The sequence below is a fragment of the Occultella kanbiaonis genome, assembly GCF_009708215.1.
In the GTDB taxonomy this organism is placed as follows: domain Bacteria; phylum Actinomycetota; class Actinomycetes; order Actinomycetales; family Beutenbergiaceae; genus Occultella; species Occultella kanbiaonis.
This window is the reverse complement of sequence record NZ_CP046175.1, coordinates 3,765,064-3,791,055: the sequence shown is the minus strand read 5'-3', so window position 1 is coordinate 3,791,055 and position 25,992 is coordinate 3,765,064. Positions and strand designations below refer to the sequence as shown.

Genomic DNA, 25,992 nt, shown 5'->3' with positions numbered 1-25,992 from the left:
CGATGGCAGGGTGGTCCCATGGTGACGTACACGAGGGACGGCTTCCCGGGCCAGCGCATGCGGGTGCTGCCGCGTCCGCTGGTCGGCCAGGCGCTGACGGTCGGGGTCACGGAGCGGCTGCTCGCCACCGACGCCGGGTACTTCCCGCACGCCGCGAACCATGGACGGTCCCGGCCGAAGGGGGCGCGTGAAGCCGTGGTCCTGGTGTGCACCGAGGGTCGCGGCTGGTGCGACGTCGGCGCTTCGACCGAGGCGATCAGAGTCGGTCAGGCCCTGGTGCTCGCGCCCGGCACCCCGCACCTGTACCGGGCCGACCGGGCCGACCCCTGGACACTCTGGTGGTTCCACGCGGCCGGGTCGGACGTGCCGACGCTGCTCGCTCCGATCGTCGGCGGTGCTGGGCACGCCGTGGTGGACCTGCACGATCCCGCGCGTACGGTGCACACGATGGAGCAGGTGGTGCAGGCGCTCGAACGGGACGAGACCCGCCCGGTACTGATGGCCGCGGCCGGGGCGGCCTGGAACGCCCTCGCCCAGATCGGGGCGGACCGCTTGGCCGGGCCGCGCAACGAGGCCGGCCCGGTCCAGCGGGCTCGCGAGTACCTGCTCGAGCACCTCGACGCCCCGGTCCGGGTCCCGGAACTGGCCGCGCACGTGGGCCTCAGCGCCTCCCACTTCGCGGCCCTGTTCCGGCACGCCACCGGCGGCGGCGTCCTCGAGTACGTCAAGAGCATCCGGATGGCCAGGGCTCGGGTGATGCTGATGACCACGAGCCGGACCGTGGCCGAGGTCGCGCGCGAGGTCGGTTACCCGGACGCGTTCTACTTCTCCCGGCAGTTCCGGGCCGTCAGCGGCTCGAGCCCGTCGCAGTTCCGCCAGGCGTCGCGGGCCGACCACGTGACGTGAGAGCGGTGCGTCACGGGTAGCGGCCGGCGGACAGATCGAGGAGTACGAGGTCGTTGCCGAACGGGTCGGTGACCACGGCGATGCGGCCCACGGGGATCGCCTCGACCGGCCGGCGCACGGTGGCGCCGGCCGCGACCAGGCCCGCCACCGCGGCCGGGACCGCGTCGACGAGCCACGCCGGCGCGTACGGAGCGCTTGTCGTCAGCACGAGTTCGGTCTCGGTGTCCGGCAGGCGCAAGCCGGCCTGCCCGGTGGTCTCGTCGCGCCACAGGAGTTCGTGTCCGAGCGCGCCGGCGTAGAACGCGAGGCCGGTCTCGAGGTCGGGGACCGGGATCGTCACGCAGTCGACGGCGCGGAGCACGGGGCCGGTGGTCATGCTCAAGTGTGCGACCGAGCGCCGACATCGTCGGAGTGGGGGGAGCGGGCTCAGCCGGCCCGGAAGAACAGGTAGCAGGCGTAGCACGCGATCCCGAGCCAGGCGAGGCCGTTCGTCGTGGTGCGCTTGGCCCGCAGCGCCCAGGACACGGCGACACCGGAGACCAGGAGCCAGCACAGCGAGCTGGCCCACCGGGTGACGAATCCCGAGAAGCCGGTGGCGTCCGAGTCCGGGGTGGCGATGGCGAACAGCACCGCGAGCGCCAGTGCGAGCACCCCGAGCGTCAGGCCGACGGCGAGCCGGTGCTCGTGCGCGAAGCGCTGGATGGGCGGCAGTTCCTTGGTGGTCTCGCTCTGCGTGCTTGCGGCGTCGGGGGCGGCTACAGGTTCCTCGCCGGTGTCCGGGCCGGCGTCGGCCGAGCCTTCGCCGACGGAACCGTCCTCGACAGCGCGAGGGCCGCCGTCGGCCGCGTTGTTCTCGGGCGCCGCGACGGCGGCCAGACCCGCCACAGGCTCGGTGGATGACCCGGCTGCACCCGCGACGGCGGCGCCACCCTCATGTCCGGCCCGGCCCTGGGTGACGTCCCAGGCATGGTGGACCAGGTCATGGATCAGGTACTGGGCGAGGGTCAGCACGGTGAACACCGACCCGTTGCTGCGCAGCCCGGACCGGGTCGCCTGCTCACCGGTGACGGCGTCGAAGTCGGACGCGAGCGAGGCGCCGCGGCGTTGGAGCTCCAAGGAGACATCATGCGGTTCGAGTTCGCCGTAGCGACCGGCCACGGCGGCGGCGTCCTGGTCCCAGTTCGGGAACAGCGGGTCATCCTCGGTGAGCATCAGGTTCAGCCGCCCGGCGAACACCTCGAAGACGTCGCGCACGTGGGCGGCGTACTCCAGGGTGGACCAGGTGCCCGGGTCCGGCCGCTCGCGCACGTCCGGGCGGTGCAGCACCTCGGGCCAGAGCGGGATCTGCGCCCGGATCGCCCCCGGGACGTCCGCCAGCGTGATCGCGCCGGCGTCGAGGCCGCAGTCCGGGCACCGGCGGTCGAGGACCCAGGTCCAGTCCTTGTCGTCTCCGGCGATCCCGTTCTCACTCACGCACACAACCGTAGACGGCCCACCGCGGCCCTGCGAACGTGCTGATCTGCGGCTCACGGGCCTGATCCGCCGTAGAACGGCGCGCTCCTGACGACCGGTACGCGTGGGGCGGACGGGTGCCGGCCGCTGGGTAGACTCGCGGCCATGTCCACCATCAATTCCGATGAGGTCGCGCGCCTTGCCGCGCTCGCCCGAATCGACCTCGCTCCCGACGAGATCACCCGCCTCGCCGGTGAGCTCGACGTCATCGTCCAGGCCGTCGCGACCGTGAGTGAGGTGGCCGGCGACGACGTGCCCGCCACCAGTCACCCGATCCCGCTCACCAACGTGCTGCGCGAGGACACCGTCGGGCAGACCCTGCCCGTGGCGGACGTGCTCGCCCAGGCGCCGGCCGCCGAGGAGGGCATGTTCCTGGTGCCGCAGATCCTGGGGGAGGAGCAGTGAGCGACCTCACCCGCGCCACCGCGGCCGAACTCGCCACCAGGCTCGCCGCCGGCGAGGTCTCCAGCGTCGAGGTCACCCAGGCGCACCTGGACCGGATCGGCGCGGTCGACGGCGCCGTGCACGCCTTCCTGCACACCAACACCGACGAGGCGCTCGCCGCCGCGGCCGCGGTGGACACCGCCCGCGCCGCCGGCGAGGACCTGCACGCACTGGCCGGCGTGCCGATCGCCGTCAAGGACGTCGTGGTCACCAAGGGCCAGGTCACCACGGCCGGATCGAAGATCCTCGAGAACTGGGTGCCGCCCTACGACGCGACCCTGGTCGAGCGGCTGCGCGCGGCCGGGATGCCGATCCTCGGCAAGACGAACATGGACGAGTTCGCGATGGGCTCCTCCACCGAGCACTCCGCGTACGGGCCCACCCGCAACCCGTGGGACCTCGAGCGCATCCCCGGCGGCTCGGGCGGTGGCTCGGCCGCCGCGGTCGCCGCGTTCGAGGCACCGCTCGCGATCGGCACCGACACCGGGGGCTCGATCCGCCAGCCGGCCGCCGTCACCGGCACCGTCGGCGTCAAGCCCACCTACGGCAGCGTCTCCCGGTACGGGCTGATCGCGCTCGCCTCCAGCCTGGACCAGGCCGGCCCGTGCACCCGCACCGTGCTCGACTCGGCGCTCCTGCACGACGTCATCGGCGGCCACGACCCACGTGACTCGACCTCGCTGAGCGAGCGGGCGCCGTCGTACACCGAGGCCGCGAAGGCGGGCGCCACCGGCGACCTGACCGGCCTCAAGGTCGGCGTCGTCACCGAGCTCGGCGGCGAGGGCTACCAGAGCGGGGTCCGCGCCAGCTTCGAGGCGAGCCTGGAGCTCCTCACGAACGCGGGCGCGGAGATCGTCGAGGTCTCCTGCCCGAGCTTCACCGCCGCGCTCGCCGCCTACTACCTGATCCTGCCGTCGGAGGCCTCCTCGAACCTGGCCAAGTTCGACGGCATGCGGTTCGGGTTGCGGGTCGAGCCCACCGAGGGCCCGATCACCGCCGAGCGCGTGATGGCCGCGACCCGCGGCGCCGGCTTCGGGGACGAGGTCAAGCGCCGCATCATCCTCGGCACCTACGCCCTCTCAGCGGGCTACTACGACGCCTACTACGGCAGCGCCCAGAAGGTCCGCACGCTCATCCAGCGGGACTTCGCGGCCGCGTTCGCCCAGGCGGACGTGCTCGTCTCCCCGACGGCGCCGACCACGGCGTTCAAGTTCGGTGACAAGGTCGACGACCCGATGGCGATGTACCTCAACGACGTCGCCACCATCCCGGCGAACCTGGCCGGCGTGCCGGGCCTGTCCCTGCCGAGCGGGCTGTCCGACGACGGTCTGCCGGTCGGGTTCCAGATCCTCGCCCCGGCCCGCGCCGACGAGCGGCTGTACCGAGTCGGCGCCGCCCTGGAATCCCTGCTGCTCGCCCAGTGGGGCGCCCCGCTGCTGTCCCGCGCCCCGGAACTCGAGGTCAACGCATGAGTGTCACCGACGAACTCGTCGACTACGACGACGCGATCGCCCGCTACGACGCCGTCCTCGGCATCGAGGTGCACGTCGAGCTCGGTACCGCCACGAAGATGTTCGACGACGCGCCCGCCTCCTTCGGCGAGGTCCCGAACACCTCGGTCACCCCGGTCTCGCTCGGGCTGCCCGGCGCGCTGCCGGTCGTGAACGGCAGGGCTGTGGAGTACGCGATCAGGATCGGCCTGGCGCTGAACTGCCAGATCGCCGAGACGTGCCGGTTCGCCCGGAAGAACTACTTCTACCCGGATGTGCCGAAGAACTTCCAGACCTCCCAGTACGACGAGCCGATCGCGTTCGACGGCTACCTCGACATCGAGCTCGAGGACGGCGAGGTGTTCCGCGTCGAGATCGAGCGGGCGCACATGGAGGAGGACGCCGGCAAGAACACGCACGTCGGTGGCGCCACCGGCCGGATCCAGGGTGCCGAGTACTCCCTCGTGGACTACAACCGGGCCGGCATCCCGCTCGTGGAGATCGTCACCCGCCCGATCACCGGTGTCGGCACCCGCGGGCCGGAGATCGCCCGGGTGTACGTGCAGACGCTGCGGGACATCTTCCGCTCCCTCGGCGTCTCCGAGGCGCGGATGGAGCGCGGCAACGTGCGCGCGGACGTGAACCTGTCCCTGCGCGAGTCCGCGGACGCCCCGCTCGGCACGCGGACCGAGACCAAGAACGTGAACTCGTTCCGCTCCATCGAGCGGTCGGTCCGGTACGAGGTGTCGCGGCAGGCCGCGGTGCTCGACGGCGGAGGTTCCGTTCTGCAGGAGACGCGTCACTTCCACGAGGACACCGGTTCGACGTCCTCCGGTCGGGTCAAGTCCGACGCCGACGACTACCGGTACTTCCCCGAGCCCGACCTGGTGCCGCTCGCGCCGCCGCGGGAGTGGGTCGAGGAGATCCGGTCGACCCTGCCCGAGGCCCCCGTGGCGCGCCGGCGCCGCCTGCGCGAGGAGTGGGGCTACGCCGACGCCGAGATGCGCGACGTGGTCAACGCCGGCGCCGTCGACATCATCGAGACCACCGTCGCCGCCGGTGCGTCCCCGGCCGCCGCGCGCAAGTGGTGGATGGGTGAGTTGGCCCGCACGGCCAAGACCCAGGGCGTCGCGCTCGAGGACCTTCCGGTCACCCCGGAGCAGATCGGGCAGTTGCAGGCGCTCGTGGACTCCGGGCGGATCAACGACAAGCTCGCCCGGCAGGTCCTCGAGGGCGTGCTCGCCGGCGAGGGGTCCCCCGAGGACGTCGTCACCGCCCGAGGCCTCGAGGTGGTCTCCGACGACGGCCCGTTGCTCGCGGTCATCGACGAGACCCTCGCCGCCCAGCCGGACATCGCGGAGAAGATCCGCTCCGGCAACCTCGGCCCGATCGGTGCGGTGATCGGCGCGGTCATGAAGGCCACCCGCGGCCAGGCCGACGCCGGCCGCGTGCGCGAGCTGATCATGGAGCGCCTCAGCTGAAGCCCCTGGCGCGCGAGTGCGCACGATCCCGCTCGGATCCAGCGGGATGGTGCGCGCTCGCGCGCTCGACTCAGTGCTAGCGTCGGTCGGGAGGCCGGACCGCGCAGAGGGGCGCCGATCGGGCTCGCCGATCGGGCTCGCCGATCACGACGACGGGGGAGTGCCATGCCGGAAGTCGACTGGGCCGTTCCGACCCTTCCGGGCGAGATGGTCACGTTGCGTCCGATCGAGGCCGCCGACGCCGACGACCTGTGGCTCGGGGTCAGCGACCCGGAGGGCAGACGGCAGACCGGCGAGACCGACGTGCGCACGCGCGAGGAGGTCGCCGAGTGGGCCGCCACGGCCGCGGAGCTCGAGGGCCGGTACGACTGGGCGATGTGCACCGAGGGCCGCCGCATGGTCGGCGAGATCGCGCTGGAACACATCGACCTGACGTCCCGGCGGGCCGACGTGCGCCTGCTCACCAACCCCGGCCACCGGGGCCGCGGGTACGGGCGCGAGGCCATCATGCTGGTCCTCGGGTTCGCGTTCGAGACTCCGGACGCGGGCGGGCTCGGCCTGCACCGGGTCGGCCTTGAGGTGCTCAGCCTCAACCCCCGCGCGGCCGCGCTGTACCAGTCCCTCGGCTTCGTGGTGGAGGGCCGGGTCCGTGAGGCCTACCTCGACTCCGAGCGCTACTACGACTCGATCCGGATGGGCATGCTCGAGGACGAGTACGCCGGCGCTCGGGCCAGCTGGCGCTGACTACGGCCCGACGGCGGAGCCCACCCCGGGCGGCGTGCGCTCCGTCGCGCTCCGGCCGGGTCAGCCCGCCACCAGGGCGCGAGCGAGCTCGCTGTGCTCGGCGATCAGCGCGGGCACGTCGAGCCCGACGATCTCGGAGTCGGTCACCCGCCAGGTCCCGGCGACCATGACCCGGTCGGCCCGGTCGGCGCCGCACAGCAGCAGCGCGGCGAGCGGGTCGTGGCTACCGGAGAACTGCAGGTCGTCCAGGCGGAACAGGGCCAGGTCGGCCTGTTTGCCGGGCGCGAGCTCGCCCACGTCGGACCGGCCGAGGGCCCGGGCGGAGCCCCTCGTGGCCCAGCCGAGGGCCCGTTCGGTGGTGACCTTCTCCGCGCCGTAGCGCAGCCGCTGCAGGTACATCGCCTGGCGCACCTCGAGAATCATGTTGGACGCGTCGTTGGAGGCGGAGCCGTCCACGCCGAGGCCGACGGGGACGCCCGCGTCCTCGAGCTCCACGGCACGGCAGATCCCGGAGGCCAGCCGCATGTTCGAGGTGGGGCAGTGCGCGACCGCGGTGCCGGCCGCGCCGAGCCGGGCGATCTCGTCGTCGTTGAAGTGGATGCCGTGCCCGAGCCAGGTGCGGTTCGTGAGCCAGCCGACCGAGTCCAGGTACTCCACGGTCCGCATCCCGAACCGCTCCAGGCAGAAGTCCTCCTCGTCGATCGTCTCGGCGAGGTGGGTGTGCAGGCGGACGTCGTTGGCGGCGGCCAGCTCGGCACTGTCGGACATGATCCGCGTGGTCACGGAGAACGGCGAGCACGGGGCAAGGGCGATCTGGATCATCGCACCGTCGCCACGCTCGTGGTAGGTGTCGATCAGCCGTTGCGAGTCGGCGAGGATCACGTCCGGGTCCTGGACGGTGGACTGCGGCGGCAGCCCGCCGTCCTTCTCGCCGAGGGTCATCGAGCCGCGGGTCAGGGTGGCCCGCATGCCCAGCGCCCGGGCGGCGGCGACCTGGATGTCGATCGAGTCCTCCATGCCGTCCGGGAACAGGTAGTGGTGGTCGGCCGCCGTGGTGCAGCCCGAGCGCAGCAGCTCGGCCATCGCGACCGTCGTGGCGAGCTCCAGCGCGCGCGGGGTGAGCCGCGCCCAGACCGGGTACAGGTTCACCAGCCACGGGAACAGCGGGACGTTCACCACCGGCGCCCAGGCGCGGGTGAGCGTCTGATAGAAGTGGTGGTGGGTGTTGATCAGCCCCGGGATCACCACGCGCGCGGACGCGTCGTAGGTCTGGTCGGGCGTCACGGTCGGTCGCGCGCCGGAGCCGACGAGCTCGACGATGGTGCCGGTCTCGGTGTCGACGACCAGGCCGCCGGCGGCGCTGCCGTCGGAGTCGGCGCCGGTGCCGGTGAAGATGGCCTGCGGGTGGGACAGCCAGAGGGTGCTCACGGGGATCGCCTTTCGGTTCTGACGAACGGCGCGGTCACGGGCGGCGACCATGCCGCCAGCTCAGTGAGGTCCTGTCTGCTGATCCAGGAACCGGCGGCGAGCGGTCCACTCGGGTGTCGTCGCCGGTGCCCGGAAGGCTACCAGCGGCGGGTCGCCCCCGGTCAAGGGTCTGGCAGCTCATCCGCTCGCGATGGGACGCCACCCGCCGGCTCAGGCCGGCGTCGGGGCCGACGAGCGCGGATCTCTGCCCGATCAATCGCCCTCCCGCTTCTGCTCCGCGGGGTCACCCTTCTGCTCCTGGGCGCGCAGGTCGCGGACCACCTGCTCGAGTAGGGCCGTGAGAGGTCTGACGTGTTCGTCGCCGAACGCGACGACGACGTTCGGCTTCCTGCTCGCCAGGGTCTGGGTGAACAGAAGCAGGTTGCAGACCGCATCGAGCGCGGCGCTGACGAGTTCGGAGTTCCGGGCCTGCGTGCGCTGGGCCGCCGTGTAGTCCGGTAGGTCCTTCGGAAAGTCCTTGGCGACGGTCGCGAGATTGCGGTCCAGGACCCCGAGCACATGCTGATGGATCAGCGCGATCGTGGATTCGTCGCGGTCGCGGGAGAGTGCGCGGACCCGCTCTGCGGTCTTTCCGAGGACGCCCTGGAGGTCGGTCTTGTCCCGGTACCCGACCCAGGTGCCCAGTGGCTCCATCAGCACCCCGGGCAGGTCATCCTTCCCGGTGCATGCGCTCAGGTAACCGGCCACTTCCTTGCGGACCGCGCCAGCATCGATATCCACCGTCTCGATGACGAAATCGTCGGACCGCTTGTTCCGGATGGACAGCGACATGTGCTCGCCCGGTGCGATCTGCAACTTCCGCCCGTCCGCACCGATGACCGTCATGGTCGGGCGGTACGGTGCCTGCGCCGCGAGGGCCGTCTGCGTCTTGTCGTGGACCTTCGCGATGTCCTTGGCCGTGTATTCCCGGGCGTGCTCGACGAGGGGCGGGTACTCCAGGATCAGATCTGCGTTCGTCAGGTTCTGCGCTGGTACGGCGCCGGACAGGTCCGGGGCGGTGGAGGTGTGCATCGTGCCGACGAGTGTGTACTGCCGCTCCCCGATCTTGACGAACTTCGCCGCGTCCTGCGGTATCGGTTCGGGTCGTGGCAGTGCGGCAGTGGCTTCGGCCCAGTCCTTGAACGCGCGGTGTTCGATCAGCCAGGACTCCAGGGCTCTTGAGACCTCCGGCGTCACCGTCGCGAACGTGGGGTCGTGCTTCGTCAGCGAGTCGCGGGCCTCCAGCCGGGTCTCGAAGACGTCTGTACCTACCGCGAAGAAGCGGAGCCCCTTGATCACCACGGACCAGTCCTCGAAGAAGCCTCCGTCCTCGAAGTCAGCGACCTGAGCCTCGACCAGCCGGATGACGTCCTCCATCGCCGCGAGCCCGCCGAGCGCCCGCCATTCGGGCCGGCCCTTCAGTGCCGTGACGATCGCACCCTTCGGGAGGGTCTCGTCGCCGATGAGCACATCTCGCTGCACCACGATCGGCACGCCGCCGGCGAGCCGGCTCACCGCACCGTTGCCAACCTCCCGCTGCCACGCGAGAGCAGAATCGTGGAGCAGTCGCCGGTCCGGTGCAGGCGCGTGCACCGGCGAGGCCACCGCCCGTCCGGGGCGCTCGACATGAGGCACCGACCGGGCCGAAGGATACTGGTCTCGTTGCACGGAGGACCTCGTCACGTCGAGCGCCATGGACCAAGCCCCGATCGTATCGCCGCGCGCCTTGCCCGGCGTCTCAGGAGGCGACCTCCACCACCACCTTGCCCAGGGCGCGCCCCTTGCCGACGTACGTCAGAGCCTCGGCGACGTCCACCAACGGAAAGGTGCGGTCGATCCTGATCGTGACCTCTCCGTCGATGCACCGCTGCGTCAGCGGCGCGAAGAACGGCGGCCCGGACTGCACGGCCATGATCCCGAGCCGCCGGCCGGTGACCAGACCCGCGAGCGCACCGACCGTCGCCACCCCGAGCATGGTCGGTACCCCGCCGCCGACCAGCCCGTAACGCCCACCCCTGGCCAGGGCGCGCCGGTACGCGAACGGCGACCGGTGGGCGACCAGGTCGACGATGACGTCGTAGGGCCCGGTCCGGGTGAAGTCCTGGGTCCGGTGGTCGATCACCTCGTTCGCCCCGAGGGAGCGCATGAAGTCGAGCTTGCCGGCATTGTCCACCCCGGTCACGTGGGCTCCCGCCGCGACCGCGAGCGGGATCGCGAACATTCCCGAGCCGCCGCCGGCGCCGTTGATCAGGAGCCGGTCCCCGGGACGGATGCCGGACGTCACGTGCAGGGCGATCGCCCCGGCCTGGGGCAGGGTCGAGGCTTCGGCGAAGGTCAGTTCGGCGGGCTTGTGGGTCAGGACCCGTTCCGGTGCCACGGCGTACTCGGCGAAGCCACCCTTGGCGAAGAGGTTGTCCCCGTACACCTCGTCCCCGGGGCGGAACCGGGTGACCTCCGCGCCCACGGCCTCGACCCATCCGGCGATGTCCGAACCAAGCACCGGTGCCCGTTCGGGTCGGAGCACCCCACTGGTGCGGGCGTAGGCGGGCCGACCGCGCAGACACTCCCAGTCCGAGAGGTTGATGGACGTCGCGGCCACGCGCACGAGCACCTGCCTCGGCCCGGGGACGGGCACCGGCACCTCCTCGAGCCGGAGCACCTCCGGTGGCCCGTATCGGTCGTATCGGACGGCCCTCATCGGCTCGCCCGCCCCGCCGTCCCGCCGTCGGGGCGCGGGTCGAACGTCGGTCCGGCCAGGGAGGTCGAGTGGTATCGGCGGGGCTCGGCGGCCCGTATGACCGAGCGGAGCGGGGCGTGGAGATCGGCGACGAGACCGGTGGGGAAGTCCGCGGGATCCATCCGGCCATCCTCCGCGTCCGGGGGCGGGGAGGGCAAGAGATTGCGCATGGGACGTGCCGTCCTGCGGCAGCAACCCGCTGGTATCATCCAAAGGAATCACAATTCCGCACAGCGGAAGTGTCTTGACCGATTGCCACACCTTGCCGGCCTTGGCATGCTCGAACCGGCTGCCAGGCCACGCCCGAAGAAGGAGTCCTCCCATGAGCGATGTGTCCGGCCTCGAGATCGTCGGCGATCTCCCCGAGCGGGCCGAGGAGGTCCTCACCGCCGCGGCCCTCGAACTGATCGCGAGCCTGCATCGTCAGCTCGGCGCCCGCCGCCTCGAGCTGCTCGAGGCGCGCAGCAGGCGCGTGGCGGCCCTTGCCGAGGGCGGCACCCTCGACTTCCTGCCCGAGACCGCGAGCATCCGCGCCGACGACACCTGGCGGGTCGCGCCGGCCGCGCCCGGCCTGGCCGACCGCCGGGTCGAGATCACCGGTCCCACCGACCGCAAGATGACCATCAATGCGCTCAACTCCGGGGCGAAGGTGTGGCTCGCGGACCAGGAGGACGCGAACACCCCGCACTGGTCCTCGGTGATCGGCGGTCAGGTCAACCTGCTCGACGCGATCAACCGGACCATCGACTTCACGGCCGAGACCGGCAAGTCCTACGCCCTCAAGCCCGACGACGAGCTCGCCACCATCGTGGTGCGCCCGCGCGGCTGGCACCTCCCGGAGAAGCACATCACGGTCGACGGCGAGGTCGTCTCCGGCAGCCTCGTGGACTTCGCGCTCTACCTGGCGACGGCGGGGCTGCGCCAGATCGAGAAGGGCCTCGGCCCGTACTTCTACCTGCCGAAGATGGAGTCCCACCTCGAGGCACGACTGTGGAACGACGCCTTCGTCATCGGCCAGGACGCCCTCGGCATCCCGCGCGGGACCATCCGTGCGACCGTGCTGATCGAGACCTACCCGGCCGCCTTCGAGATGGACGAGATCCTCTACGAACTGCGCGAGCACTCCGCCGGGCTGAACGCCGGCCGGTGGGACTACATGTTCTCGGTGATCAAGTCGTTCCGGACCCGCGGCACCGAGTTCCTGCTCCCGGACCGCAACTCCGTCACCATGACCGTTCCGTTCATGAGGGCCTACTGCGACCTGCTCGTGCAGACCTGCCACAAGCGCGGCGCACACGCGATCGGGGGGATGGCCGCGTTCATCCCCTCCCGGGATCCCGAGGTCAACGAGGCCGCCTTCGAGAAGGTCCGCGCGGACAAGACCCGCGAGGCGACCCTCGGCTTCGACGGATCCTGGGTGGCGCACCCGGGCATGGTCGAGCTCTGCAAGGAGGTCTTCACCGACGTCCTCGGGGACCGTCCGAACCAGATCGAGGTGACTCGCGACGACGTGTCCGTCTCCGCCGCGGACCTGCTGAACGTGGCAGCCACACCGGGCGAGGTCACCGAGGTGGGTCTGCGCTCGAACATCTCGGTCGGCATCCAGTACCTGCACGCCTGGCTGGGCGGGCTCGGTGCGGTGGCCATCAACAACCTGATGGAGGACGCCGCCACGGCCGAGATCTCGCGCTCGCAGGTGTGGCAGTGGCTGCACAACGACATCGTCCTGGCCGACTCCGGTGAGCAGGTCACGCGGGAGCTGATCGACCGGCTCGTGACCGAGGAGGTCGACAAGCTCGACGGCGACGCTGCCGACTACGCCGAGGCTCGCCAGACCTTCCTGGACGTCGCCGTCGCGGACGACTACGCAGACTTCCTCACCCTGCCCGCCTACGAACGCATGCCCTGAGAGGACTGAGCCGATCCGATGAGCCGACTCGACGTGGGGGACACCGCCCCCGACTTCAGCCTGCCGACCGCCAACGGGGAGAAGGCCACCCTCGCCGATCTCAGGGACGGTGCCACCAACGGTGTGATCGTGTACTTCTACCCGAAGGCGAGCACCCCCGGGTGCACCACCGAGGCCTGCGACTTCCGCGATGCCCTGGCCTCGCTGCAGGGCGCCGGCTACGCCGTCGTGGGCCTCTCGGCCGATCCGGTCGCCGACCTGCAGACGTTCGCAACCGAGCAGCACCTCACCTTCCCGCTCGCCTCGGACCTCGACCACTCGGTCGCCGAGGCCTACGGCACGTGGGGTCCGGTCACCTTCGGCGACCGGACGTTCGACTCCGTGCATAGGTCCACGTTCGTGGTGGCGCCCGACGGCACGCTGGCCTCGGTCGCCTACGACGTGGCCGCCCAGGGGCACGTGCGCGCCCTGCGCGAGGAGCTGGGTGTGGCCTAGGCGGGTGAGGACGACGGCGGGCAGGCACCCTCAGGGTGTCTGCCCGCCGCCATGTCGACGCGATGGTTCTCTTGACACCCATCGGATCGTCCGAGTAACTTGCGATTAGCAGAAGTTAGATTCCGACATACGGAAGTCAAGCGGAAGGCGAAGGCACCGAGCGATGAGGCTGGCCGAGTTCAACACCGCACCGAGGGAGGACGCCCTTGCGGTGCTGCGCAGCTGCGCGGACGTGGACCGGTGGGCCCGGGCCGTCGCCGACGCGCTGCCGTTCGCGACGGTGGCCGAGGCGCTGGCCGCTGCTCGCACCGCGGCGGAGCCCTGGACCGATGCGGAGATCGATGCCGCCCTGGCCCGCCACCCGCGGATCGGTGAGCGCGCCGACGGTGGCGCCGCCGACGCGGCGATGTCACGTCGTGAGCAGTCCGGCATCGATGCCGATGCCGAGGTGCAGGAGCGGCTGCGTGCCGGTAACGCCGCCTACGAGGAGCGGTTCGGGCACGTGTTCCTGATCCGGGCGGCCGGCCGCAGCGCCGCGCAGATCCTCGCCGCCCTCGACGAGCGGCTCACCCATACGCCCGATCAGGAGCGCCGGATCGCCGCGTCGCAACTGCGCGAGATCGCCGTGCTCCGCCTCGAGTCCGTCCTGGAAGGAACGAACTGATGTCCCACGTCACCACCCACGTCCTGGACGCATCCGCCGGTCGCCCCGCCGCCGGGATCGCCGTCGTCCTCGAGGGCGCCGTCTCCGGCGGCTCCGGCTGGGCCGAGGTCGCCACCGGGACCACCGACGACGACGGCCGCATCGCCGACCTCGGGCCCGAAGCGCTGCCCGGGGGCACCTACCGGCTGACCTTCGCCACCGGTGCCTACTTCGACGCCCGGGGTGTCGACACGTTCTACCCGGAGGTCACCGTGTCCTTCCGGGTGGCAGTGACAGATCAGCCGAACCAGCATTACCACGTACCGGTGCTGCTGAGTCCGTTCGCCTACTCCACCTACAGAGGGAGCTGACATGCCCGACAACACCACCAGCGACATCGCCGTCCTGGGCGAGAACCAGTACGGCAAGGCCGAGGTTCGCCTCGTCCGGATCGAGCGGGAGACGCCACGCCACGAGATCACCGACTTCAACGTCTCATCACAGCTGCGCGGCGACCTGGATGCGATCCACACCGACGGCGACAACGCGCACTGCGTCGCCACCGACAGCCAGAAGAACACCGTGTACTCCCTGGCCCGGGACGGCGTCGGCACCCCGGAGGAGTTCGCGCTCCGGCTGGGGGAGCACTTCACGTCCAGTTACGACTGGATCTCCGGCGGTCGCTGGGAGATCGAGAAGTACTCCTGGGTCAGGATCCCCACCGGTGCCGGCGAGCACGACCACTCGTTCGTCAGGAGCGGCACCGAGGTGCGCACCGCCGTCGTCCAGCGCGACGGCGACGACGTGTTCGTCGTGGCGGGCCTGCAGGATCTCACCGTGCTGAAGTCGACCGCGTCGGAGTTCGTGGGCTTCACCCGCGACAAGTACACGACGCTCGCCGAGGCCACGGACCGGATCCTGGCCACCGACGTCAAGGCCCGGTGGCGCTACACCCGTTCCGACCTGGACTTCGACGCGGTGTTCGACGACGTTCGCCGGCTCATGCTGGAGCAGTTCGCCACCCAGCACTCCTACGCGCTGCAGCAGACCCTGTACCAGATGGGCATCGCGGTCCTCGAGGCGCACCCGGAGATCGCCGAGATCAAGTTCTCGATGCCGAACAAGCACCACTTCCTGGTGGACCTGAGCCCGTTCGGTCAGGACAACCCGAACGTCGTCTTCTTCGCGGCGGACCGCCCGTACGGGCTGATCGAGGCCACCGTGCAGCGCAAGGACGCCACGCCGGAGCCGCGCGCCTGGGCCTCCGTCACCGGCTTCTGCTGATCGGGGCAGCGACGGTGCGCTGGTCAGGACCGGAGTCGGTGCAGGTCGCCGGCGACGTCGACGTCCTCCGCTGCGCCGAGCCCGGTGCAGTCCACCGGGCGCAGCACCTCGGAGTTGGCGCGCAAGTAGCGCCGGGCACCCTCGTCGCCGGTTGCCGAAGCGGCCGCCGCGGCGGCGACGTCGGCGTCGAAGACCATCGGGTGCCCCGGCCGCGCGTCCGGCCCGAACCGGGCCGCGGTGACCGTTCCCGCCCGGTGCTCGGCCAGCAGGTGGGCCACGAGCTCGCCGCTGACGCCGGGCTGGTCGACGAGGGCGATCAGGACCGGAACCGGCCCGGCGGCCCGTGCGGCCGCCACCCCGGCCCGGAACGAGGATGCCAGGCCGCTCGCCCAGTCGGCGTTCACCACCACCTGGGCGTCGCCGAGCTCGGTACCCGAACGGACCCGGTCCGCCTCCGCGCCGAGCACCACGACCACCCGGGCACAGCCACCGGCCCGGAGCGCACCGACGACGTGCTCGACCAGGGACGTACCCCGAAACCGCAACAGTGCCTTCGTGCCCAGGCCGAGCCGGCTCCCGGCCCCGGCCGCGAGCACCACACCACACACGTCCACCCGGCGAGCGTAGTCCGCCGGAACTGACGAACCACAGCCGCATCGGTCCCACCGGACCAGAGGCCCGACGTCGTCCGAGGATTGCAGCCCGGGCCGACCAGACTCAAAGGAGAGTGACCGCCATGGCGGAGGCAGCACCAGACACAAGGACCAAGCCCACGAGGCCGGAGGACGAGCGCCTCTCGATCGGCGCCTCGTTCGCCTACGGTCTCCAGCACGTCCTCACGATGTACGGCGGCATCATCGCCGTGCCGCTGATCATGGGCGGTGCCGCCGGGCTCGCGCCGGGTGAGATCGGCCTGCTGATCGCCTCCTGCCTGTTCATCGGCGGACTGGCGACGATCCTGCAGTCCTTCGGGCTGCCGTTCTTCGGGTCCCAGCTCCCGTTGGTCCAAGGCGTCTCGTTCGCAGGCGTGGCCACCATGCTGGCGATCCTCGACGGCGGAGGTGGCCTCGGCGACGTGTTCGGCGCCGTGCTCGTGGCCTCGCTCATCGGGCTGCTGATCGCACCGTTCTTCGCGCAGATCATCAGATTCTTCCCACCGGTGGTGACCGGCGTGGTGATCACCACGATCGGTCTGACCCTGATGCCGGTGGCCGCGAACTGGGCGATGGGCGGCAACGCAGAGGCCGAGGGCTACGGCAGCATGGCCAACATCGGCCTGGCCGGGCTGACCCTGGCCATCGTGCTGATCCTGTCCAAGGTCAACAGCGCGACGCTGTCCCGCCTGTCCATCCTGCTCGCGATCGTGATCGGCACCATCGTGGCCGCGGTGCTCGGCATGGCGGACTTCTCCGGCGTCGGCGACGGCGCCGTGGTGGCGTTCCCGACGCCGTTCGCGTTCGGCTGGCCGACGTTCGACGTCGCCGCCATCGTCTCGATGTTCATCGTGATCATCGTGACGATGACCGAGACGACGGCGGACATCCTCGCCGTCGGTGAGGTCGTCAAGACCAAGGTGAACTCGCGCCGGATCGCTGACGGCCTGCGCGCGGACATGCTCTCCTCCGCCGTCGCGCCGGTGTTCAACTCCTTCCCGCAGACGGCGTTCGCACAGAACGTGGGGCTGGTCGCCATCACCGGTGTGAAGAGCCGGTTCGTGGTCAGCGCCGGCGGCGTGATCCTGGTGGTGCTCGGCCTGTTCCCGCTGGTGGGTCGCGTCGTCGCGGCGATCCCCACGCCGGTGCTCGGTGGGGCCGGCGTGGTGCTGTTCGGGACCGTGGCCGCCGCGGGCATCCGAACCCTGGCCAAGGTCAGGTACGAGAACAACATGAACCTGATCATCGTCGCGGTGTCGCTGGCGTTCGGCCTGATCCCCGTGGTCCAGCCGACGTTCTACGACGCGTTCCCGGACTGGTTCACGATCATCTTCCACTCCGGGATCAGCTCCGCCGCGCTCATGGCCGTGCTGCTGAACATCGTCTTCAACCACATCCGCGCCGGCAACACCGACAACTCCTCGGTGTTCGTGGCCGGTACCTCGGTGCGGCTGCTGAAGCAGGTGGACCTGCAGTCGCTGCGAGAGGGGGACTCGGTGGTGGGCGGCAAGGTCGTCGACGCCGACGGCGAGGAGGTCCCGGTGGTCCCCGACGACCGGTACGAGGTCGTCCGGCGCAAGGTCGCCAGCGGCGAGATCACCAGCCGGGACGAGGTCCGAGCGGTCTGCGAGGAGTAGCCCGTGAGCCGGTCAGCCTGCGGGGGAGATGAGTTCCTTGGCCAGGTCGGCGGCGGTGCGCTGCAGCACCGGCACCGCCGTCTCGGCGAAGTCGTAGCCGACGCGTGCGGACGGTCCCGAGATGGACAGCGCCGTGGGCGTGGGCGCGCCGGGCACCCCGACGGCGAAGCAGCGCACCCCGATCTCCTGCTCGCCGTCGTCGATGGCATAGCCGCGCTCGCGGATCTTCGCGAGCTCGGCCAGGAGCGCCTGTGGGTCGGTGATCGTCTGGGGGGTCGCGGCCGGCATGCCCACCCGGGCCACGATCTCCAGCACGGTGGCGTCGGGCAGCTGGGCCAGGACGGCCTTGCCCACGCCGGTCGCGTGGGTGAACACCCGGCGGCCCACCTCGGTGAACATCCGCATCGAGTGGCGGGATGCCGCCTGGGCCACGTACACCGCCATGTCGCGGTCGATCATGGCCAGGTTCGCGGTCTCGCCGAGCTCTGCCGCGAGGGCGGTCAGGTAGGGGCGGGCGCCGGCCCCGAGCTGGCGTCCGGCACTTTCGCCGAGGCGGATCAGACGGGGCCCGAGGGTGTAGCGCCGCGAGGGCAGCTGACGCACGTACCCGCGGGACAGGAGCGTGCGCATCAGCCGGTGGATCGTCGGCAGCGGCAGCCCGGTGCTGGCCGCGAGCTCGGACAGCGCCGCCTCTCCGCCGGCATCCGCCATCAGTTCCAGCAGCTCGATCGCGCGGTCCACGGACTGCACCTGGCCGCTCGCGACCTTCTCCCGGGGCTCCGGCTGGGTCGTCTCCGTCGACGGTGTGCTCTCCATGTCCCTACCTTCTCCTATCGCTGGGCCCGGCGTGAAACCTGCTTCCGTCAGATCCCAGTATCGCCTATGCTTCCACTAAGTGGAAGTGTGAATCCGAATCGCGAGAGATTGGACCGATGATGGCCCTCCCCAGCCCGAGCTACTCGATCACCCTGCGCGTGGAGGCGCCCACCGGTCCGCGCACCACCACGGACATCGTGGCCGCGGTCGGCGCCACCGGAGCCGCCGTGACCGGCATCGACGTGGTCGAGTCCACCGACTCCGGCATGGTCGTCGACGTGTCGTGCAATGCCGTCGACGGCGCACACGTCGAGACGATCTCGGCGACCCTCGAGGCGATCGACGGCGTCAGCGTGCGCCAGGTCAGCGACGCCACCTTCCTGATGCACCTCGGCGGCAAGCTCGAGGTGCGGCCCAAGGTGAACCTGCGCCACCGAGACGACCTGTCCCGCGCGTACACCCCCGGCGTGGCCCGGGTCTGCCTGGCGATCGCGAAGAAGCCGGAGGACGCCCGCCGCCTGACCATCAAGCGGAACACGGTCGCCGTCGTCACCGACGGCACGGCCGTCCTCGGCCTTGGCGACATCGGGCCCGCCGCCGCCATGCCCGTCATGGAGGGCAAGGCCGCCCTGTTCAAGCAGTTCGGTGGCGTGGACGCCTGGCCGGTCTGCCTGGACACCAAGGACACCGAGGAGATCATCATGGTCGTCAAGGCGATCGCGCCCGGCTACGGCGGCATCAACCTCGAGGACATCTCCGCGCCGCGATGCTTCGAGATCGAGCGGCGGCTGCGCGAGGAACTGGACATCCCGGTCTTCCACGACGATCAGCACGGCACCGCGATCGTGGTGCTCGCCGCCCTCATCAACGCGCTCCGGGTGGTCGGCAAGGAGCTCGCCGACGTGCGCATCGTGGTCTCCGGCGTGGGCGCCGCGGGCTCCGCGATCATCCACCTGCTCGCGGGCGAAGGGGCCACGAACATCATCGGGTTCGACCGGACCGGCGCCGTGCACGCCGGACGTGAGTACGTCGACGCGCACCGTCGCTGGCTCGCGGAGAACACGAACCCCGAGGGCTTCGCCGGGTCGCTGAAGGGGGGCATGGCCGGGGCGGACGTGTTCATCGGCGTCTCCGCCGCGGGCATCCTCGACGGCTCGGACATCGAGGCGATGAACGACGGCGCGATCGTCTTCGCACTCGCGAACCCCGATCCCGAGGTGGACCCGATCGAAGCCGCCCAGCACGCCGCGGTGGTGGCCACCGGGCGAAGCGACTACCCGAACCAGATCAACAACGTGCTCGCGTTCCCGGGCCTGTTCCGTGGGCTGCTCGACGCCCACGCCACCGCCATCAGCGACGCCACGCTGCGCGCCGCCGCCGTCGCGATCGCGGACACCGTGGCCGACTCCGAGCGCAACCCCAACTACATCGTGCCGAGCGTCTTCGACCCGACGGTGGCCGAGGCGGTCGCGAAGGCGGTCCAGGACGTCGCCCGCGTGGAGCGGGAGCGAGCCGGGCACACGGTCGAGCCCGACATCGACGCCGCCGCGCCCCAGTTCTCGGCCACGGTCGGGGGCTGAGCCGTGGCGGGCACGAACGACACGAACGGCACGAACGGCATGAACGGCACAGCGGGCACGGACGGCGAGGACGGCACCGACCGCGGGGCGGTCGTGGGCCTGTCCTCGACGGCGGCGCGCGCCATCGAGGACCTGCTCGCCGAGCCGGACGCCCGGGCCGCCCGGCTCTACCCGGGGGACGCCGGCGCCCGGCAGCCGGTGCACACGGTCTACGTGCCGGGGGACCGGTACAACCCGGACCTGCCGACCCGCTGGGGCAGGCAGGCACAGGAGGCACTGGACGCCGTCGGCGGCATCGACGTCCTGCTCGACGCCCACGCGCTGGTCACCGACCCCGGCGAGCGAGCCCTGATCGCCGGCCTCGTGCTCGCCAAGCTCGAGGCGGAGCCCATCGAGGACCTGCGGATCGACTTCGAGGACGGCTACGGCGGCGACGACGAGGACGCGGACGTGCGTGCCGCGGCCCGTGCCGTCGCGCAGGCCGGCGCCGCGGGTCGGCTCCCGCCGTTCGTCGGGATCCGGTTCAAGTGCCTCGAGCCGGCCACCAGGGCGCGTGGGCTCCGCACGCTCGCGCTGTTCGTCGGGGAACTCCTCGCCTCGGGCGGGCTCCCGGACGGCCTCGTGCTCACCCTGCCGAAGGTCACCTCCGTGGCCCAGGTGCGGGCGATGGTGCTCGCCTGCGCCGACCTCGAGGCCAGGCTCGGTCTGGTCACCGGACGGCTCAGGTTCGAGATCCAGGTCGAGACGCCGCAGGCGATCCTCGGCGCGGACGGCACCGCCCTCATCGCACCGATGCTGCACGCGGGCCAGGGCCGGGTCAGCGGCCTGCACTACGGCACCTACGACTACTCCGCCTCGCTCGGCATCGCCGCCGCGGACCAGAGCATGGAGCATCCCGCCGCCGACCACGCGAAGGCCGTCATGCAGCTCGCCGCGGCGGGCACGGGCGTGCACCTGTCCGACGGTTCCACGAACGTGCTGCCGGTCGGCGAGCCCGACGGCGTGCGGGCGGCCTGGGCGCTGCACGGCCGGTTGGTCACCCGCTCGCTGCACCGCGGCTTCTACCAGGGCTGGGACCTGCACCCGGCGCAGCTGCCGAGCCGGTTCGCCGCCACCTACGCCTACTTCCGCGCGTCCGCACCGGACGCCGTCACCCGGCTCGGCGCCTACCTCGACCGGCGGGCCGGCGCGGTGCTGGACGAACCCGCCACCGCGAAGGCGCTCGCCGGCTTCGTGCTGCGCGGCCTCGACTGCGGCGCCCTTGCCGCCGCCGATCTCGCCGGCCTCGAGCGCGCACCGCTGGCATCGCTGGCGCGGCCGGCGCGGGCCTGATCACTCCGGGACGAGCTCGATCCAGCCACGCACGTCGTCGGCCGTCTCGACGGCGGCGAGGTGGGGATGGTCCTGCCCGACGTGGGCGAGGATCAGCGTGATCACCTCGTCGTCGGTCGAGCCACGCGCGGTGAAGCCGCACTCACAACGCACCTGACGGATCATGATGTGTCGATTGTGCTTCGCCGCCCCGCAGGATGACAATCGATGGCGGCAAGCCACGCAGGAGCCGAGGTGGGACAGCGTGCAGGACAGAGCCGGCGTTCGGGTGCAGCTGTGCGGGACGTTCGCCGTCGAGCTGGGCGGCCGCAGTCTCGCCGAGGATCTGCCGAGCCGTCAGGCGCGCACGCTGTTCGCCTTTCTCGTCCTGAACAGGCCCCAGCCGATGGCTCGGGACGCACTGGTCGACGCACTGTGGGGCGAGTCGCCTCCGGCGGCTGCCGCCAACGCGCTGACGGTGCTGATCTCCAAGCTGCGTTCCGCCGTCGGCGCCGACCTGATCCGCGGGCGCGCCGAACTCGCCGTCGTACTGCCCGAACCTGCCCACGTCGACGTCGACCGCGCGTTCGTGGCCCTGCACACGGCCGAGTCGGCCGTCGGCGCCCGGCAGTGGGACCGAGCCTGGTATGCGAGCCTCGCCGCGCTGTTCGTCGCCCGGCGGACGCTCCTACCCGGGGTGGACGCCGAGTGGCTGGACGGCTGGCGGCGCCGGCTCGCCGACGCCCGGCTCCGCGCCCTGGAGTGCTATGCGACGACCTGCCTCGCGATCGACGCCACCGAGCTGCCCGGGGCCGAGCGGTCGGCCCGCGAGCTCGTCGAGCTCGCGCCACTGCGCGAGACCGGGCACCTGCTGCTGATGCGTGCACTCGCGGCCGGCGGGAACGAGGCCGAGGCGCTGGCCTGCTACGGGCGGCTCCGGATGATCCTGAGCGAGGAGCTCGGCACGGAGCCCGGAGCGACGGTGCAGCGCTACTACCACCAGCTCCTGCGCTAGGACGTGCCTGCCGGATGAGCCTTCCGATGACGGGAGGTGACCGCCTGATCGATCAGACTGAGCCCGTCAGGCCCCGGCGCCCGTTCGCGACGCCCGTGCCAGCTTCTCGACGAGGTCGTCCGGGATGGGGTTGCGCAGCGAGAAGGTGATGCCGGTCTTCGTTGCCTTGAGGCCGGCGGTCGCGATCTCCTCGGCATACTCGGAGATCGCGCCCGGAAGGACGTAGAGCCCGCACTGCTTGCTGAACGCCGCGTAGCTCGCGACGACCGTGCCGCCGATCCTGAAGCCGGGCATGTTGTAGGCGACGATCTCGTCCGCTTCCGGCAGGGCGCGGGACAGCAGCGCGCGCAACCGTTTCAGTGAGGGCCGGAAGGGCTCGGGCGCTTGGGCGATGTACGCGTCGTGGTCAGCTGTCGCCGTCATGGAGGTGTGCCTCGCTTCTGATTGCCTGGTTGCTCCGAGGACTCTCGTTCGGTCCAGCCCCATTGTGACCTCGATGGCCGGCCGTTCCTCGGCGCCCGGCCGTGTGCCCGCGTGCGGCCGCCAAGGTTCCGCCAACACTGCGCCAACCTCCGGCCAGGGTCGCCGGGTCACGCTGAGCGACACGGCCCGAGCACCGGGCTCGGCCGGGTCAGGAGAGGGACCAATGACGAACACCACGATCGACGAGACCGAGTTGAACGAACTCCTCGGCCGCTTCGTCACCGACCTGGGGGCCACGGGCGCCGCCGGCAACATCGTGATCGGTGACCGGCTCGGCCTGTATCGCGCGCTGGCCGAGGCCGGCCCGCTCACCGCCGTCGAGCTCGCCGAGTACACCGGCACGGTGGAGCGGTACGTGCGCGAGTGGCTGCGCGGGCAGGCAGCCGGAAAGCTGGTGAGCTACCGGCCGGACACCGACCAGTACTGGATGACCCCGGCACAGGCGCTCGCCTTCGCCGACCCGGACGGGCTCGTGCTGCCCGGCGCGTTCCAGATGGCTCTCGCGTGTTTCGACGACCGGGACGCGATCATCGACCGATTCCACAGCGGGCGCGGCTTCGCCTGGGGCGAGCACGGCGACGACGTCGCGGTGGGCTGCGAGCGTTTCTTCCGGCCCGGCTATGTCGCGAACCTGGTCAGCAGCTGGCTGCCCGCCGTGGACGGGCTCGTCGAGCGGCTGGACGGCGGCATCACGGTGGCCGACGTCGGCTGCGGGCTCGGGTCGTCGACGCGGATCCTCGCCGAGACCTACCCGGCCTCCACCGTGATCGGGTACGACAACGACTCGGGCTCCATCGAGCTGGCCAGGAAGCTGACGGCGCAGGCAGGGCTCGGCGACAAGGTCGAGTTCGCCGTCGCCGCCGCGGCCGACTTCACGGGAGGCGGACTCGGGCTCGTGACGACGTTCGACTGCCTGCACGACATGGGCGACCCGGTCGGGGCCGCCCGGCACATCCGCAGCACGCTGGCCGCGGACGGCGTGTGGCTGATCGTCGAGCCGTACGCGGGCGACGTCGTCGCGGACAACCTGACGCCGGTCGGCCGGCTCTACTACTCGCTCTCGATCTTCCTGTGCGTCCCGCACGCCATCTCCGAGGGCGCGTCGGATGCGCTCGGCAACCAGGCCGGCGAGCAGCCGATCGCCCGGATCATCGAAGAGGCCGGCTTCGGCCGGTTCCGGCGGGTCACCGAGACCCCGTTCAACATCGTGTACGAGGCGCGGCCGTGACCACCGATCCTGCCACCGGGTTCACGGCGCCGACCGGTGTCACCACCGGAGCGACGATCCTGCTCGTGCACGGCGCCTGGCACGGACCATGGTGCTGGGAGGACATGGCCGAGCGGCTCGGCGACCTCGGCAACGACGTCCGCACCGTCGAGCTGCGCGGTCACGACGGGCGGACCGGGCGGATCTGGCACCGCATCGACGACTACGTCGAGGACGTCCGGGATGCGGCGGCCGGGTGTCGGCCGCCGCTGGTCGTCGTCGGGCACTCGTTGGGTGGCCTCGTCGCGCAGAGGCTCCTGGAGAACGAGCGGGTGGCGGGGCTGGTGCTGTTGGCGCCGACACCGGCCCGCGGCACGTTGCCCGCCGTCGGCCGCCTGGCACTGCGGCACCCGACCGCTCTCCTGCGCGCCACCATGACCCTGCGGATGCGGCCGTTCGTCCGCACCCACGCCCTGGTGCGCGATCTCTTCTTCACGGCCCGGACCGACCCGTGGGTCGTCCATGACACCTGGATTCGGCTCCGGGACGAGTCCTACCTGGCCTTCCTGCAGACGATCGTGGTGCGGCCCCGACCGGACCGGGTCCGGGCACCGGTGCTCGTACTGGCGGCCGAGGAGGACCGGTTCTTCACCCTGGCGGAGATGGAACGGACGGCGCGTACGTACGGCACCCGAGCCGTGGTCGTCGAAGGTTCGGGTCATGACCTGATGCTCGACGGCGGATGGCCCGACGTGGCGCACCGCATCGATGCCTGGGTCCGCACCACGGCCACGGAGACGGCCGGACACCACGGTGGGCGGGAGTCGTGATGCCGCGCCGAGGGCGTCCCGGTCGTCTGTTCGACGCCATTCCGTCCCGGCCCGGCGGGTGGGATCATGGATCGGTGGACGCCGTCGACGTCGATGGGATCCGGATCGCCTTCACGAGGGCAGGCCGCGGCCGGCCGATCGTCCTCCTGGGTGGGTTCGTCGGCGACGGGGCAGGGACCTGGCACCACCAGATCGACGCCCTGTCGGGCTCCTACACGGTCGTTTCCTGGGACCCGCCAGGGTCCGGTGGATCCTCGGACGTGCCCGAGTCGTTCCGGCTGCCGGACTACGCGACCAGCCTCGCCGGGCTGATCTCCGCGCTCGGACTCGAGCAGCCCGTCCTCGTCGGGCTGTCCTTCGGTGGCGCCCTGGCTCTCGAGTACTGGCGGCATCGTGGTGCCCAGGTGCGGGGACTCTTCCTCGCCGGTGCCTACGCAGGCTGGACGGGATCGCTGCCGGCTGCCACCGTCGCGCAGCGGTTGCAGACCTGCCTTGCGGCGTCGCTGCTGCCGGCCCCGGAGTTCGCATCGACCATGGTGCCGAGCATGTTCTCGCCGGACGTCCCGACGGACCTGGTCGCCGAGGTTCGCGACAACATCGCCGCATCCTTCCGTCCCGGCGGGTTCCGAGCGATGGCGCGGTCCTCGGCTGAGGCGGACCTGCGTGACGTCCTGCCCCTGATCGACGTGCCCACGGTCGTGCTGCACGGCGCGGCCGACGTCCGGGCACCGGGGTTCGTCGCCGACGCCCTCTGCGCCGCGATCCCCGGATCGCGCCTGGTGATCCTTCCCGGCGTCGGACACGTCAGCTGCATCGAAGCCCCCGAACGGTTCACCGCCGAGCTGGAGGCGTTCCTGGGCGGGCTCCGACGGCACGCCGGTCCGGGTCCGGACCTGGCTTCTCCCGCCCACCCGTGACAGCGTGTACAGGCATGACTGAACTGTTCGTCAACGGTGAGGGCATGCGCGGCGGCGGCGTGCACCACAACATCGCGGGGCACCCGTTCCTCGGGCCGGTGCGAACGGCGCCCGGGTACCGGTTCTTCTCCGTCCGCGACGAGTTCCCCGGCATCGCCCCGGGAGGGACCGCCGCAATCGTCGGTGAGCTCTACGACGTGCCGCTGGTGGTGCTGGCGGAGCGGTTCCTGCCCGATGAGCCGCCCGAGCTGGAGCTCGGCGTGATCCGCCTGGAGGATGGCCGCGCCGTGCTGTCCATGGTGCTGCGACCCGAGGAGGTCGCCTCCGGCCGGCACGCGGACATCTCGGCCGCCGGCGGCTGGCGGGCGTACCGCTCAGCCTGAGCGGCCGCCACGGGGCTTTCACGGGAGCGGCGGAGCCGGCTCGGTCCC

28 protein-coding genes are annotated in these 25,992 nt (G+C 71.3%); 18 read left to right on the top strand and 10 right to left on the bottom strand.

The features are described 5' to 3' along the window. The first annotated feature begins 18 nt into the window (after positions 1–18). Positions 19–906 carry an AraC family transcriptional regulator gene (locus GKS42_RS17505; protein WP_154794993.1) on the top strand — a complete coding sequence of 296 codons (888 nt, stop codon included), beginning with the start codon at positions 19–21 and terminating at the stop codon, positions 904–906. A 10-nt stretch (positions 907–916) separates the two neighbouring features. Here the strand turns inward: GKS42_RS17505 and GKS42_RS17500 are convergent, their stop codons facing one another. Further along, a complete protein-coding gene (locus tag GKS42_RS17500; protein WP_154794992.1) occupies positions 917–1,282 on the bottom strand; it encodes a VOC family protein in 366 nt (121 codons plus the stop codon). A 50-nt stretch (positions 1,283–1,332) separates the two neighbouring features. Next, on the bottom strand, positions 1,333–2,379 hold the full coding sequence (locus tag GKS42_RS26950; protein ID WP_354002667.1) for a DinB family protein: 1,047 nt from the start codon (positions 2,377–2,379) through the stop codon (positions 1,333–1,335). A 144-nt stretch (positions 2,380–2,523) separates the two neighbouring features. Here GKS42_RS26950 and gatC point away from each other — a divergent pair, with 144 nt between their 5' ends. The 4 genes from gatC (at position 2,524) to GKS42_RS17475 (ending at position 6,577) form a co-directional block, all read left to right on the top strand. Next, entirely contained in the window at positions 2,524–2,823 is a 300-nt protein-coding gene (gatC, locus tag GKS42_RS17490) for an Asp-tRNA(Asn)/Glu-tRNA(Gln) amidotransferase subunit GatC (RefSeq protein WP_154794991.1), read from the top strand. After that, positions 2,820–4,334, top strand: a complete 1,515-nt coding sequence (gene gatA, locus GKS42_RS17485) for an Asp-tRNA(Asn)/Glu-tRNA(Gln) amidotransferase subunit GatA (protein ID WP_154794990.1) — start codon at positions 2,820–2,822, stop codon at positions 4,332–4,334. The genes gatC and gatA overlap by 4 nt, the downstream gene beginning before the upstream one ends. After that, positions 4,331–5,833 carry an Asp-tRNA(Asn)/Glu-tRNA(Gln) amidotransferase subunit GatB gene (gatB, locus tag GKS42_RS17480; protein ID WP_154794989.1) on the top strand — a complete coding sequence of 501 codons (1,503 nt, stop codon included), beginning with the start codon at positions 4,331–4,333 and terminating at the stop codon, positions 5,831–5,833. Before gatA ends, gatB begins: the two co-directional genes overlap by 4 nt. A 165-nt stretch (positions 5,834–5,998) precedes the next feature. Next, positions 5,999–6,577 carry a GNAT family N-acetyltransferase gene (locus GKS42_RS17475; protein ID WP_154794988.1) on the top strand — a complete coding sequence of 193 codons (579 nt, stop codon included), beginning with the start codon at positions 5,999–6,001 and terminating at the stop codon, positions 6,575–6,577. A 60-nt stretch (positions 6,578–6,637) separates the two neighbouring features. Here the strand turns inward: GKS42_RS17475 and GKS42_RS17470 are convergent, their stop codons facing one another. From GKS42_RS17470 to GKS42_RS17455, 4 genes are all read right to left on the bottom strand, one after another. Beyond that, positions 6,638–8,056 (bottom strand): 8-oxoguanine deaminase, encoded by a 1,419-nt coding sequence (locus tag GKS42_RS17470; RefSeq protein ID WP_210769208.1) that lies wholly within the window; start codon positions 8,054–8,056, stop codon positions 6,638–6,640. Positions 8,057–8,257: 201 nt separating this feature from the next. Then, positions 8,258–9,559 (bottom strand): hypothetical protein, encoded by a 1,302-nt coding sequence (locus GKS42_RS17465; protein ID WP_154794986.1) that lies wholly within the window; start codon positions 9,557–9,559, stop codon positions 8,258–8,260. A gap of 223 nt (positions 9,560–9,782) precedes the next feature. Then, a complete protein-coding gene (locus tag GKS42_RS17460; protein WP_154794985.1) occupies positions 9,783–10,742 on the bottom strand; it encodes an NAD(P)-dependent alcohol dehydrogenase in 960 nt (319 codons plus the stop codon). Further along, positions 10,739–10,903, bottom strand: a complete 165-nt coding sequence (locus GKS42_RS17455; RefSeq protein WP_154794984.1) for a hypothetical protein — start codon at positions 10,901–10,903, stop codon at positions 10,739–10,741. Before GKS42_RS17455 ends, GKS42_RS17460 begins: the two co-directional genes overlap by 4 nt. A 200-nt stretch (positions 10,904–11,103) precedes the next feature. On the opposite strand from GKS42_RS17455, the gene aceB reads away from it, so the two are divergent. From aceB to pucL, 5 genes are all read left to right on the top strand, one after another. Then, the gene (gene aceB / locus GKS42_RS17450) at positions 11,104–12,690 is read left to right on the top strand and encodes a malate synthase A (RefSeq protein WP_154794983.1); all 1,587 of its coding nucleotides are present in this window, start codon (positions 11,104–11,106) and stop codon (positions 12,688–12,690) included. An 18-nt stretch (positions 12,691–12,708) separates the two neighbouring features. Then, a complete protein-coding gene (gene bcp / locus GKS42_RS17445; protein ID WP_154794982.1) occupies positions 12,709–13,185 on the top strand; it encodes a thioredoxin-dependent thiol peroxidase in 477 nt (158 codons plus the stop codon). Between the two features lie 163 nt (positions 13,186–13,348). Next, positions 13,349–13,849, top strand: coding sequence for a 2-oxo-4-hydroxy-4-carboxy-5-ureidoimidazoline decarboxylase (gene uraD / locus GKS42_RS17440; RefSeq protein ID WP_154794981.1), 501 nt, complete (start codon positions 13,349–13,351; stop codon positions 13,847–13,849). After that, positions 13,849–14,199: a hydroxyisourate hydrolase gene (gene uraH / locus GKS42_RS17435; RefSeq protein WP_154794980.1), complete on the top strand. Its 351-nt coding sequence runs from the start codon at positions 13,849–13,851 to the stop codon at positions 14,197–14,199. Before uraD ends, uraH begins: the two co-directional genes overlap by 1 nt. 1 nt (position 14,200) lies before the next feature. Further along, positions 14,201–15,112 (top strand): factor-independent urate hydroxylase, encoded by a 912-nt coding sequence (pucL, locus tag GKS42_RS17430; protein WP_154794979.1) that lies wholly within the window; start codon positions 14,201–14,203, stop codon positions 15,110–15,112. A 23-nt stretch (positions 15,113–15,135) separates the two neighbouring features. Here the strand turns inward: pucL and GKS42_RS17425 are convergent, their stop codons facing one another. After that, on the bottom strand, positions 15,136–15,726 hold the full coding sequence (locus tag GKS42_RS17425) for a nucleotidyltransferase family protein (RefSeq protein ID WP_232847717.1): 591 nt from the start codon (positions 15,724–15,726) through the stop codon (positions 15,136–15,138). 122 nt (positions 15,727–15,848) lie between these two features. Here GKS42_RS17425 and GKS42_RS17420 point away from each other — a divergent pair, with 122 nt between their 5' ends. Continuing rightward, positions 15,849–17,402: a nucleobase:cation symporter-2 family protein gene (locus GKS42_RS17420; protein WP_154794978.1), complete on the top strand. Its 1,554-nt coding sequence runs from the start codon at positions 15,849–15,851 to the stop codon at positions 17,400–17,402. A gap of 12 nt (positions 17,403–17,414) precedes the next feature. On the opposite strand, the gene GKS42_RS17415 is transcribed toward GKS42_RS17420, so the two are convergent. Continuing rightward, on the bottom strand, positions 17,415–18,218 hold the full coding sequence (locus tag GKS42_RS17415) for an IclR family transcriptional regulator (RefSeq protein WP_154794977.1): 804 nt from the start codon (positions 18,216–18,218) through the stop codon (positions 17,415–17,417). A 119-nt stretch (positions 18,219–18,337) separates the two neighbouring features. Here GKS42_RS17415 and GKS42_RS17410 point away from each other — a divergent pair, with 119 nt between their 5' ends. After that, positions 18,338–19,798, top strand: a complete 1,461-nt coding sequence (locus GKS42_RS17410; protein ID WP_154796795.1) for an NAD-dependent malic enzyme — start codon at positions 18,338–18,340, stop codon at positions 19,796–19,798. Positions 19,799–19,837: 39 nt separating this feature from the next. Then, the gene (locus tag GKS42_RS17405) at positions 19,838–21,130 is read left to right on the top strand and encodes a DUF6986 family protein (RefSeq protein ID WP_154796794.1); all 1,293 of its coding nucleotides are present in this window, start codon (positions 19,838–19,840) and stop codon (positions 21,128–21,130) included. Here GKS42_RS17405 and GKS42_RS17400 read toward each other — a convergent pair whose 3' ends face one another. After that, on the bottom strand, positions 21,131–21,295 hold the full coding sequence (locus tag GKS42_RS17400) for a DUF1059 domain-containing protein (protein WP_154794976.1): 165 nt from the start codon (positions 21,293–21,295) through the stop codon (positions 21,131–21,133). 79 nt (positions 21,296–21,374) lie between these two features. Here GKS42_RS17400 and GKS42_RS17395 point away from each other — a divergent pair, with 79 nt between their 5' ends. Further along, a complete protein-coding gene (locus GKS42_RS17395) occupies positions 21,375–22,124 on the top strand; it encodes an AfsR/SARP family transcriptional regulator (protein WP_154794975.1) in 750 nt (249 codons plus the stop codon). Between the two features lie 66 nt (positions 22,125–22,190). On the opposite strand, the gene GKS42_RS17390 is transcribed toward GKS42_RS17395, so the two are convergent. After that, the gene (locus GKS42_RS17390; protein ID WP_154794974.1) at positions 22,191–22,547 is read right to left on the bottom strand and encodes an iron chaperone; all 357 of its coding nucleotides are present in this window, start codon (positions 22,545–22,547) and stop codon (positions 22,191–22,193) included. Between the two features lie 223 nt (positions 22,548–22,770). Between GKS42_RS17390 and GKS42_RS17385 the strand changes: the two genes are divergently transcribed. From GKS42_RS17385 to GKS42_RS17370, 4 genes are all read left to right on the top strand, one after another. Then, positions 22,771–23,835 (top strand): class I SAM-dependent methyltransferase, encoded by a 1,065-nt coding sequence (locus tag GKS42_RS17385; protein WP_174791091.1) that lies wholly within the window; start codon positions 22,771–22,773, stop codon positions 23,833–23,835. After that, on the top strand, positions 23,832–24,644 hold the full coding sequence (locus GKS42_RS17380) for an alpha/beta hydrolase (protein WP_154794973.1): 813 nt from the start codon (positions 23,832–23,834) through the stop codon (positions 24,642–24,644). The genes GKS42_RS17385 and GKS42_RS17380 overlap by 4 nt, the downstream gene beginning before the upstream one ends. 74 nt (positions 24,645–24,718) lie before the next feature. After that, positions 24,719–25,561, top strand: coding sequence for an alpha/beta fold hydrolase (locus GKS42_RS17375; RefSeq protein ID WP_154794972.1), 843 nt, complete (start codon positions 24,719–24,721; stop codon positions 25,559–25,561). 14 nt (positions 25,562–25,575) lie between these two features. Beyond that, positions 25,576–25,944 (top strand): allophanate hydrolase-related protein, encoded by a 369-nt coding sequence (locus tag GKS42_RS17370; RefSeq protein ID WP_154794971.1) that lies wholly within the window; start codon positions 25,576–25,578, stop codon positions 25,942–25,944. Positions 25,945–25,992: the final 48 nt, after the last annotated feature.